The organism is Flavobacterium sp. HBTb2-11-1 (genome assembly GCF_009826975.1).
Taxonomy (GTDB): domain Bacteria; phylum Bacteroidota; class Bacteroidia; order Flavobacteriales; family Flavobacteriaceae; genus Flavobacterium.
Genome location: NZ_WUMO01000002.1, coordinates 226,719 through 238,848 on the forward strand (window position 1 = coordinate 226,719; position 12,130 = coordinate 238,848).

Sequence of the window (12,130 nt, forward strand, 5' to 3'; positions counted from 1 at the left end):
ATACCGGAAAAGATCTATGATGAAATAGAGGCTTGCCAGATTAATTAAGATCAGACATGAATATAAAAAAAGCTGCAGTTTCATATTAAGAGATCTTAGCATAATTCTTTTAATACAGATTATTGAAAACAACGGCTAGTGTAACCAGTGTAATCTCATTTCCTTTGAGATCAATTCCTTTTGACGGCTTATTGGTTACAGAAGTTTCCCAGTCTCTGTCTCGCTTACGCGCTTCTGCATATAGCGAATACCTTGATATGGCAGAAACCTTTAAAATAGTATCTTTTTCATCCTGTATTAGTACAGAATCTGCAATTACGCCGTCTTCATAATCTAGAATGTAATTATGGACATCATCGTAATCATCATCCTGTTTATCGACTAATTCATTAACGAAACCAGTCAAATTGTTTTTAACTGAGATACTTAAAGACGCATCATTGATAAGCTCAATTAACTTGTTTTCAGGGTCAGCGAGTATTACTGCTATCATTTCAGGTGTGATAGTAATAACACTTTTACTTGTTTTACGCTTTATATCTCCTTTATCAGTCAAATAAAGCAATTGTTTAATAAGTTGGACTTGGTTCTTTATGGGTCCGTTTTCCAATTCAAAATTTTTTAAATGATTATAATAATCCAGTCCAATTTGATCAAATGGGTTGTTTGGATTTGCTGCATCTGTTGCTTTAGAAGTCGATTCATTTTTAAAATCTTTAGATAATTCAGTTGTAGTTTCATTGTCATTTGTACAAGAAAACATTGAAAGTGAAATTGCAATGCATAATAATAAACTTTTCATGATTAAATAGTTTTGAAAGTAAATGAGAATAATTTCTCAGTTCATTTCATCCGGATTGGCAGAACTTTTATCCAGCACCCTGCTAAACATTTTTGCCCGTGAATTCGAAGCAAATCTATTTCGATAAAAATCCTCACACAAGGCAACAACTATGGGTTTCCATGAATTTATAATATGGAATTCCATGAATTCCATACCACTTTTAAAAGTACATAATTACCTACAATTCAATTATTTAGTTTATATTTGAAGTTTGCTTTTTATGACATTATCCTGAATCGTCCACTAATTTTCAAGATCAATTTTATAGAAAGAAATGTCTCCCCTACATATTTAATCTATGAAACAATTATTAGTCCTCTTGTCATTACTGTGCATTTCTAATTTTATGTTCAGTCAGAAAAACAGTATCAAAGTTCCTGACTCTCTTAAAAATAAAAGTTATACTTATCTCGATGATAAGATGTACAGCTTTAGGAAAGACAGCTCCAAGGCAGCACCATACCTTAACACTTATCTCAACAAGGCATTAAACGAAAAAAACTGGGAAGAGGTTGTTTATGCATACCAGAACATTTTGCACCAATCTCCTGAAAAAATCAGAATTATTTATGCAGACAGTATGGTCTACGCAGCAAAAAAAAGTACAGATAATGCTTTAATAGGTTCTGCGTACCTTTCAAAAGGGATTGTGTTTTATGGCCAAAAAAAATATGAAAGTGCTTTTGATAATTACATTACTGCAAATAGTTACATCTCCCTAACTGATGATAAATACCAGCATTATAAGGTGAAATACCATATGGCTCAGGTCAAATATTTACTAGGCTTTTATGATGAGGCAATTTCACTGTTTCAGGATTGTTTAGAATATTATAAAAAAGAAGATACGAGAGCCTATTTGAATTGCCTTCATTCACTAGGCGTTCTTAATAACAAAATTGGGAATTATGGATTATGCTCAGAATTTAACAAGAAGGGAATTTCTGAGAGCGAAAGACTAAAGAATTTGGAAATGATTCCTTATTTCAAGCACTCAGAAGGTATAAATTTATACTTTAAAAAAAATTATGGTTCTGCAATAGTTAACATAGAATCTTCTCTTGACAGTATTAGGGAAAATAAGGATTTTGCAAATGAGGCAGTGGGGAATTTCTATATTGGTAAAAGTTATTGGGCTCTCAATAAAAAAGAGAAAGCTCTTCCCTACTTTTTAAAAGTTGATAAAACTTTTACAGAGAAGAATTATATGCGTCCTGATCTTCGTGAAGTTTATGAACTGCTTATCAATTATTACAAAAGTAAAAATGATCAGAAAAGCCAGCTTTTGTACATCGACCAGTTACTAAAAGCGGATTCTTTATTAAATGAAACCAACAAATATCTAATTACAAAAATTCATAAACAATACGATACCAAAGAGCTGCTTGTTGAGAGGGAAAAAATTCATAAACAGCTTAAAAGGGAAAAATATTATGATGTTATTTTGATCACAATCGTTCTAATACTTTTTACATTCTCAGTGTTCCTAACCTATCGCTATCATAAAAACAAAAAGTTTTATAAAAAGAAGTTCGACGAAGTAATGCGTAGTCCTGCTTCATTAGACAAACCAACCCTAAAGCTTAAAAAAGAAAAAGCAGAAGTTCTTGATATTCCTGAAGAAACTATCGCTTTTGTATTGAAAGAACTGGGAAAATTTGAGTCAGAAAAGAAATTTTTAGCCAAAGATGTTCGTTTGGCAACAGTGGCTGGTATGCTCCATACGAATTCAAAATACTTATATAAAATTATTTCGCATTATAAAGATAAACGGTTTGTGCAATATATCAATGATTTGAAGATTGATTATATAATTGCTCTCTTGAAGGAAAATAAAATGACTCGGAATTATACTAATGCTGCTTTGGCTGAAGAAGCTGGTTTTACAAGTACTCAGCAGTTTGCAAATGCTTTTAAATCGAGAACAGAAGTACCTGTCAATTTTTTTATAGAAGAACTTAAGAAGAAAATTTAATATATTCGTTTATGTTTTTAATTTTGTTAAAATATATTATTTACATTGCTATATATTACCATAGTTGTGAAAATTTCATAAACTAATAGGTACAGTGAGAACAAAAGAAATCGATTGTTTACATTGCATCATAATTTAGAAATAAAATAATAAATTTATTTTCAATAATGTTCTAGTTATAATAGGTAGTGCTTTAATTAAAAATTTAAATTTGAATAAATTTATAAAATGACTTTAATTCCTTTTTCTGTTTCAGCTAGAACAGCTCAACTAATTGGCCAGCAAAACTTTTCTTCTGCAGAAGGTGCGGTTATAGAACTTGTGAAAAATTGTTATGACGCTGATTCAAATATTTCAATTATTCTTTTTGATAATACTGATATAGATTTTAAAAAGCATTCATTGTATATAATTGATAATGGTGACGGGATGACAGAATCTATAATTAGAGACAATTGGATGATGATAGGAACTGACAATAAAGAAAGTAACTACTCAACAGCAGGTGGAAGAATTAAAAGTGGGGCGAAAGGTATTGGTCGTTTTGCACTGGATCGTCTTGGTGAAAACTCAGAAATGTTTACTCTACCTAGAAATTCAACTGATGGAAATTATTGGAGGGTTGACTGGAATGATTTCAATCAAAAAGGAATTTCAATATCACAAGTAAATGCAGTTCTTGAACCTTTATCAAATCTTGATTACATTTCTACACTTACTAAAATTAGTAGCCTTTCTTCGAACCTATTAGAGTATATTTCTCAGAATGATGCTTCATTTAATAACGGAACTATAATTAAAATATCAAATCTAAGAGAAAAATGGAGTGAGGAGGAAATTTTTAAACTGTTTGAAAATTTAGAAATTCTAATTCCTCCAAGAGAACAACCATCATTTGATATAGCGCTTTATTCAAATAAATATCCTGGTAGTTTTGGTCATCTTTCTGGTGTATATTTTGACGACTATGACTATAAATTATTTGCAAATTATTTGAATGATGAGAGCAAAACGGTTGAAATTACAATTTACCGAAATGAATTAGATTTACGTCAGATTGAGAAAAATTATAGCAAGGTTTTTACCCGACCAACTATGAAAAATTTCCCCTATGATTTTGAAACTTTTAGATCACAATATTTCACATATAGTGTTCCTATAAATGAGTTAGTAAAAGGTCATAGCGAAGTAGATAAAGACAATTTATTAGAGAAAATAGGAAAATTTGATTTTTCTTTTTATTATCTAAAAAACACAAAGAGCGACGATAAGAACGAATCTGATACTAAAAAATATCCTTATAAAGAATTTAATAGTTCTTCTCGTCGCGCTTGGTTAAAAAAATTCGGTGGAATAAAAATCTTTAGAGATGATTTCCGAGTTCGTCCATACGGTGAATATGGTGAAGATTGGTTAAAACTTGGAGAAAGACAAGCTCAAAGCCCACAGGGAGCTGGACAAAGATTAGGTGCATATCGCATAAGACCTAATCAAATTTCTGGGACAGTTAATATTTCTCGTTTAACTAATTTAAGCTTTCAAGATAAATCTGGACGAGAGGGAATTCAGGAAAACGAAGTTTTTGAGTTATTCAAATCTATTCTAAAAGGTATTATTGCACAGTTCGAAAAGGATCGTAATCAAATTATGTTTTCTTTTTCAGAACTTTTTAAAGAAACCAATCTTGAAGAGCTCGCTAAAAGACAAGCTGAAGAACTTGCAAGAAGAATTTTAGAAGAAGAGGCCAATAGAAAAAAAAATGAAAACCAGAATCCAGTACATGAAACAGATAAAGGCAATGAAAGAACCAATACAAACATACCTACACCAGATGAAATTGCGTTAGCAACAGGATTTCAAAGTCAGAAAGTAGAAATAGAAGAAAAAGATAATGAGATTAGATTATTACGAAGTTTGTCAGGAACAGGATTAATTGTTGCATCTTTCGCGCATGAGTTAAGAAGTTTGAGAACATTGTTAATATCTAGGACAGATGAGATGAAAACAGTTCTTGAAAATCTTTTGGAGGGATATGATATGAAAAATATTCCTCGTGAAGACAATCCTTTTGTAATGCTTCATCATATGAGAGAGCAAGACGTTCAAATCAAACATTGGCTAGATTATTCTCTATCTGCCTTACGAAAAGATAAAAGAAAACGATCAAATTTAAATATAGAAGAATACTTTCATACTTTTAAAAGTAATTGGGATAACGCGCTAAAAAGAAGAATCGTAAATTTAAGGATTATAAGTAAGCTAAAATCCTCTACTCATGTCAGAGCATTTGCTATTGATTTTGATACACTTTTTAACAATATGCTAATAAATTCTCTTGATTCATTTAAGAGAAGAAAAGATAATCACAGCCGGGATATCGAAATTTCATTTGAAACTGATGAAAATCTACTAAAAATATATTTTTCAGATACTGGTGCAGGCTTATCAAAAGATTATGAAAAGGATCCAAATGATATATTTCTACCATTCGAAACCTCCAAAGTTGATAAAAAAGGAAATAAAATAGGTACAGGAATTGGGATGTATTTAGCAAAAGCAATTGTTGAGGATTATAAAGGAGAAATTGAAATTTTAGAAACTAATATTGGATTTAAACTAGGAATATATTTACCATTAAGAAAAGAAAGCTATGAATGATTTACATAGATATTGCATTGGTTACGTAGATGAAGAACCGCAGTTTGTTGATAAATTTAGGAGACAATTAAAATCAGCATTTGATATTGTTACTTTCGAACTTAATTCTGAACTAACAATTGAAAATCTTATATTACAAATTGAAGAAGCTGAACTTGATTGTCTAATTGTTGATTTTGAATTGACAGAAGCAGCAATTGTACAATTTAACGGAGACGAAATAATTGATGCACTTTTGGCCAAATATCCGTATTTTCCTGTTTTTATAATTACTAGTAAAGAAGAAGATGATGTTTTAGATCATGTGATAGATGGAGATATTTTACGCTTAAAAGAGGAATTAGATACAAAACCAAATATACTTATTCAAAGAATAACTAATAAGATAGAAAACTATATAAGTAGTATAAATGAAGCTCAGAAAGTTATTTTAGATCTAGTTGAAAAAAGAAATCAATCCGAAAATGGATTGTCAGTTGAGGACGAAGTTTTAATGCTAGACAATTACGCATTTTTAGACAAAATTTATCCTCAAGCAAAGGTCTTACCAGAAAGTCTACTTAAACAGTCGAGCCTAACAAAATTTGATGAATTTGCGGCAGAAACAAAGGAAATATTAGATGCACTAAATAACTTAAGTAAAAATGAGTAATTTTCGTTTCCATACACCGACTAGACGAAACATAACAGAGATAGTTGCAAAATATTCTGATCATAAACCTAACTTAAAGATTGATTTTCTTTCTAGATGTGGCTATTGTAATGCTCCTGATTCTTGGAAAACAGCTTTTTACGAAGTAGATCATTTTATTCCTGTTAAAAGAAACAAAAAAATTTTCCTTACTATAAAATCACATACAGATTATAGTAATCTAGTTTATTCATGTCGTTCCTGTAATAACGCTAAAAGAAATAAGTGGCCAACAGACGATCAAAATGTTTCTCACAAAAATGACCAAGGCTTCGTAGATCCATGCGACAAGGATTACTTAACACATTTTGATAGAGATCAAATTGGTAATATCGTCGCACTTACAAATCTAGGTAGATGGATGTATCTTAGCATGAATTTACATAAACCCCATCACAAAGTAATTTGGCAATTGGAACAATTGGAACCAGTTATTAAACAAATTAAAGAAAACGACAAATTACATATTCTCCCTGAACATATAAAAGATAGAATAATTAAACTATTTGTTGCTTATGATAATTACAGGGATGAACTTAGAAATTTATGAAAAATAAAAAACACTCAGGTTCATTTTATACACCAAATAGACTTGCGAATGTAGTAGTTGAATATTGTTTCGCAAATATTAGTGGAAAAGATGAACTTTTGATACTTGAGCCTAGTGTTGGAGATGGATCATTTGTAAATTCAATTTCGAACAGTAGTCAACTTTTAAATTTTAAAAAAATTAATATTACAGCAGTAGAGCAGGATTTAGATGAACTAGATAAAGTAAGAAATTTAAATCTTAATTCTAAAATCAAATTAAAAACCCTTCATTCTGATTATTTAGATTTTCATTTTAGTGACAAAAAGAAATACTCATTATTTATAGGGAATCCTCCCTATGTTAAAAAGTCGCTTTTAAATGAAGAGCAAAAAAGTTTATGTAAAAAAATACATTTAGATAAAAATTTGTCTGATCGAAGTATTAATAATATTTGGACTTCTTTTGTTATTAGTGGAATTAGTAAAGTAAAGGTAGATGGATTAATTGCATTAATTCTTCCTCTGGAATTGTTACAGGTAAAATTTACTGAAGAGATCAGGACTTTACTAAAAGAGTCGTTTGAAAGATTGGAAATCTTCACTTTTAATGAACTTCAATTTCAAGAATGTAAAGGTCAAGATACAGTGTTAATTATAGGCTACAAAAAACACATTGATAAAGGTGTATTTTATACTAATATTGCATCCTTAGATGATTTCGAAAATAATAAATTTGAATTTACTAAAAATACTGCTTTAGAATCGTCAAACAAAAAATGGACACATCATTTAATTAGACCAGAAGAATATGATTTTTTAGAAAATTTGAAGAATAAGTTAGAAAGCGTTTCTCACTATGTTAGTAATAGTGCAGGCATTGTAACTGCTGCAAATAATTTCTTTATAATCAATAACGAAACTGTCGAAAAATACAGTCTTCAAAAATATGTAAAACCTATTTTACAAAAAGGATTATTTATTGATAAAGGAATCACATTTTCAGCAGATGATTTTAAAAACTTGATTTACCAAAATAAACCTTGTTTTCTTTTGGATTTTAATGATGTTGATCATAAAGATATAACTCAAAACTTACTAGAGTATCTTGAATTAGGAATAAAAAAAGATCTTCATAACGGTTTTAAAGCCAAGCAGCGGACCTCATGGTACAAGGTTCCAAATATAGGTAACGCACCAGAAGCTTTCTTTTTTAAACGAGCGCATGAATATCCGAAAATTGTTAAAAATGATGCCAATGTTCGAGTTACTGATAGCGCTTATAAAATTCATATGAAAACAGGTTATGACTTGAACAACTTTATTTTCTCATTCTACAACTCATTAACACTAACATTTGCAGAATTAGAAGGCAGATATTATGGAGGAGGAGTACTTGAATTGACTCCTAATGAATTTAGAACTTTACCTGTACCGTATACTATTTGTAATTATTTTGAAAATTTTGAAAATTATTTTTCAAAAATAAATTCTATTAATGAGGTATTAGAACAGAATAACTACACAATTCTTAATAAAGTACTTGGACTCAACAACAGTGAAATAAATGAAATTGAATCAATTAGAAAAAAATTAATTAATAAACGACAAAAAAAAAATTAGACACTTCGATAAGTGTCTATTTTTTTTAATAATCCAGTAGTTCCTTTGGATGTTTCCCAAGTCCTTTTGCTAAATCAAGTAGTGTTGTATATGAAAAATTTCGTTTCCCATTTTCAATATCGCTGATTGTTGCTTTAATTAATCTTTCACTATTTAAAACCACATCATCTTGACTTAAACCTAATTCAGTACGAATTTTTTTAACATGCACTCCAAATTTCTTAAGATCTGCCTCCTTATTCATTTCCATATTTTTGTCTTTAAACAAAAGGCGTAATATTTTTAATTAAAAATGTTATAAGAACTTATAACAAATTGATTTTTTTTGTTATATTTGTTGAATATTCTAATTAACGATGATTAAAGTTGTATTAGAATTTATAATTAAATAATTTTGCGATTCTTCATAAAAATATTTGAAGCATTCGCTTTGAATCTCGTTATCGAAAACTGGCGTTTAAAGTAACCACGAGATGATAAGTGCTAATGCTCACGCCTTATATTGGGCGTGGGCTCACTTATTCGTGGTAGGGTACCGCCAGTACCTCGGTAACGTTTAAGATGAGTACCTGCCCTTTTTTCAGTTTTGGCAATTTCTTTCCTGATTCTAGCAACTCTTCACTATTTTTTCAAATCGCATTTTTAAATGTGAATTTTGTCTGTTTAAAATTTAAATTTAATAGTAATGTAAAATAATAAAAATAGCTCTCTATCTCGTCGCCAAACTAATATAGAGAGCTTATAGCTAATCAAATCATATTTAACTAACCAATCCCAATATTATGAATTATTTTTCATTTTACAAGGATGGGAAAGCGCTTTATTGCCTTTTTTTTGCTGGCATATTGCTGTCTTTTTCATCATCTATGGCCGGAAATTCGAAACGGCATTTCACTTTCTCTTATCAGCAGCATCAGGTTCAGGGAACCGTCAGCGATGGAACTGCTCCCCTTCCCGGTGTCACCGTTGCTGTAAAGGGACGGGGAAATAATGCGACAATCACAGATTACAACGGACAGTATTCCATAAATGTATCGCCCAATGATACGCTCTTGGTTTCATTTCTCGGTTTTAAGACAAAACTTGTTCCTGTGAGAGGCAATAGCAAGATTGACATTAAATTGGAGTATGATACCACGACCCTGCAGGAAGTGCGTGTCAATGCCGGCTATTATTCTGTTAAGGAAAGCGAACGTACAGGAAGCATTGCCCGCATAACCTCTAAGGATATTGAAACACAGCCTGTGACCAATGTCCTTGCCACAATGCAGGGAAGGATGGCGGGAGTTTCGATCATCCAGACTACAGGAGTGCCCGGCGGAGGTTTTGATATAAAAATAAGAGGACAAAACAGTCTGCGGGCTGAAGGAAATGGCCCCCTGTATCTTATAGACGGCGTACCCTATTCCTCTGACACTGTCGGTCACGGTCAGACCGCAACTCTTTTCCCAACATTGACCAGCCCTCTTAACGGAATCAATCCGGACCAGATCGAGAGCATTGAAGTGCTTAAAGATGCCGATGCAACCTCTATTTACGGTTCACGTGGTGCAAACGGTGTTGTACTGATTACTACAAAAAAAGGGAAAAGCGGAAAAACGACATTTACAGTAAATGCAACTACAGGAGCCGGGAGTGTTACCAAATTTATAAAACTAATGGATACTTCCCAGTATTTAGCAATGCGGCGCAAGGCTTTTGCAAATGACGGTGTAACCACCTATCCTGCTTCAGCCTATGATATTAATGGAAAATGGGACCAGAACCGATATACGGACTGGCAGAAAGGGCTCCTTGGAGGTACTTCTGTTATTACAGATCTGCAGGGTACTGTTTCTGGAGGATCACAAAATACCAATTTTCTTCTCAGCGGAAACTATCATACTGAAACTACCGTTTATCCCGGTGATTTCCTGTATAAAAAAGGCGGTTCACAGTTTAGTCTGAACCACCGGTCAGAAAATCAGAAATTCAAAATACAATTCTCAACAGGATATACAGTTCAGGATAATGACCAGCCGTCTTCGGATCTTACTATTGTAGCACAGACATTGGCTCCAAACGCTCCTGCTTTGTACAATAAGGATGGAAGCCTCAATTGGGAAGGCAGTACATGGCAGAACCCGCTCGCTAATCTGCCGGCAAAATTCGAATCCAAAAGCTATGATTTCCTTGCCAATACGGTACTGACTTATGAAATAACAGAGAAGCTTCTAATAAAAAGCAGTTTTGGGTACAGCGATCTGCGCCATACCGAAACCAGGATTTCGCCTTCTACAATATATGACCCTAAACTTAATTACAACAGTTCGTACTCTACACTATTTCTGAACAATACCAGCCGGAATTCATGGATTGTGGAACCGCAGGTCGCTTGGAACTCAAATCTCAGTGCAGGAAAACTGGAACTTCTTCTTGGGGCTACTTTTCAGAACCAGTCAACCGATCAGCTTATACAGTCCGGGACAGGATTCCCATCCAATAGCCTAATTTATAACCTCTCTTCTGCTACCACAGTACGTGCAGTTGCAGACACCGAGACCCTCTACAAATATCAGGCATTCTTTGGAAGAGCCAATTATAACTATAAAGAACGTTATATTTTAAACCTTACGGCACGCCGCGATGGTTCCAGCCGTTTTGGTCCAGGAAATCAGTTTGCCTTTTTTGGAGCCGCAGGAGCTGCTTGGCTTTTTTCAAAAGAGAACTTTGCCAAAGGTCTCCATTGGCTCTCATTTGGTAAATTAAGAGCCAGCTACGGAACAACCGGCAGCGATCAAATCGGTGATTACAAATTCCTTGATACTTATTCTGTATCAGGAGTATTATACAATGGAAATGTAGGTTTACAGCCAACGAGCCTCTATAACCCGAATTTTGCATGGGAAACCAATAGAAAACTGGAAGCAGCAATTGAAACTGGTTTTCTACAGGATAAGCTTTTTTTGACGGCTGCTTGGTACAGAAATCGATCTTCTAATCAGCTGGTAGGTATACCAATGGCTTCAACTACAGGCTTTCAGAGCCTTCAGTCAAACCTTGATGCCGAAGTGGAAAATTCCGGTTTAGAATTTACGCTCCGTACTGTAAATCTAAACAAGGGAGCTTTTCAATGGATTTCAAATCTGAATATCAGCTTTTCAAAAAACAAACTGCTTAGTTTTCCGGGACTTGAAGGGTCAACCTACAGCCAGAGATACCGCATTAATAAACCATTGAACATTGTTCTTTTATACGACTATAAACCCATTGATCCCATGACGGGCATCTATCAGTTCAATGATCTGAATAACGACGGTAAAATAACAGCCGCTGGTGACAAACAAATCATCTGTGACCTGAATCCGGAATATTTCGGCGGGCTTCAGAATCAGCTGAGCTATAAAGGCATAAAGCTTGATTTTTTGTTTCAATTTGCTAGCCAGAAAAACTACAATTATCCGGTAGGTCCTGCAGGACAGATGTATAACCAGCCAGAGAAACTGAAAGACAGCTGGCAGAATCCCGGAGATACAGCTTCTTACCAGATTTTTACTGCCGGATATAACGCAGCCGCGGTAACTGCAGGATCACGATTTAGTGAAAGCACGGCAGCAGTAAGTGATGCCTCCTTCATAAGGCTTAAAAATATTTCATTATCCTATGATCTTCCGCTGACAGGATTTAAGACTCAGTGCAGACTGTTTGCCCAGGGCCAGAACCTGCTCACCTTTACCAAATACAAAGATGGAGATCCCGAATTCATAAGCACAGGATTTCTTCCGCCATTAAAAATAATGACTTTTGGCATACAGCTAACTTTTTAAAAAAT

The 12,130-nt window shown here is 33.1% G+C and carries 8 protein-coding genes; 6 read left to right on the forward strand and 2 right to left on the reverse strand.

What is annotated here, in order from left to right; translation table 11 throughout:
- Window positions 1-109: 109 nt before the first annotated feature.
- Window positions 110-802: a hypothetical protein gene (locus tag GR162_RS06140; RefSeq protein WP_160781384.1), complete on the reverse strand. Its 693-nt coding sequence runs from the start codon at window positions 800-802 to the stop codon at window positions 110-112.
- A 340-nt stretch (window positions 803-1,142) separates the two neighbouring features.
- Here GR162_RS06140 and GR162_RS06145 point away from each other — a divergent pair, with 340 nt between their 5' ends.
- The 5 genes from GR162_RS06145 to GR162_RS06165 all read left to right on the forward strand — a co-directional run bounded on the left by GR162_RS06145 (window position 1,143) and on the right by GR162_RS06165 (window position 8,319).
- On the forward strand, window positions 1,143-2,819 hold the full coding sequence (locus GR162_RS06145) for an AraC family transcriptional regulator (RefSeq protein WP_160781385.1): 1,677 nt from the start codon (window positions 1,143-1,145) through the stop codon (window positions 2,817-2,819).
- A 228-nt stretch (window positions 2,820-3,047) separates the two neighbouring features.
- Window positions 3,048-5,477 carry an ATP-binding protein gene (locus GR162_RS06150; protein ID WP_160781386.1) on the forward strand — a complete coding sequence of 810 codons (2,430 nt, stop codon included), beginning with the start codon at window positions 3,048-3,050 and terminating at the stop codon, window positions 5,475-5,477.
- Window positions 5,470-6,129 carry a hypothetical protein gene (locus GR162_RS06155; RefSeq protein ID WP_160781387.1) on the forward strand — a complete coding sequence of 220 codons (660 nt, stop codon included), beginning with the start codon at window positions 5,470-5,472 and terminating at the stop codon, window positions 6,127-6,129. Before GR162_RS06150 ends, GR162_RS06155 begins: the two co-directional genes overlap by 8 nt.
- Entirely contained in the window at window positions 6,122-6,718 is a 597-nt protein-coding gene (locus GR162_RS06160) for an HNH endonuclease (protein WP_160781388.1), read from the forward strand. The genes GR162_RS06155 and GR162_RS06160 overlap by 8 nt, the downstream gene beginning before the upstream one ends.
- A complete protein-coding gene (locus GR162_RS06165) occupies window positions 6,715-8,319 on the forward strand; it encodes an N-6 DNA methylase (RefSeq protein WP_160781389.1) in 1,605 nt (534 codons plus the stop codon). Before GR162_RS06160 ends, GR162_RS06165 begins: the two co-directional genes overlap by 4 nt.
- 25 nt (window positions 8,320-8,344) lie before the next feature.
- Here GR162_RS06165 and GR162_RS06170 read toward each other — a convergent pair whose 3' ends face one another.
- Entirely contained in the window at window positions 8,345-8,569 is a 225-nt protein-coding gene (locus tag GR162_RS06170; protein WP_160781390.1) for a helix-turn-helix domain-containing protein, read from the reverse strand.
- Window positions 8,570-9,185: 616 nt separating this feature from the next.
- Here GR162_RS06170 and GR162_RS06175 point away from each other — a divergent pair.
- Window positions 9,186-12,125, forward strand: a complete 2,940-nt coding sequence (locus GR162_RS06175) for a SusC/RagA family TonB-linked outer membrane protein (RefSeq protein WP_370516233.1) — start codon at window positions 9,186-9,188, stop codon at window positions 12,123-12,125.
- Window positions 12,126-12,130 lie beyond the last annotated feature (5 nt).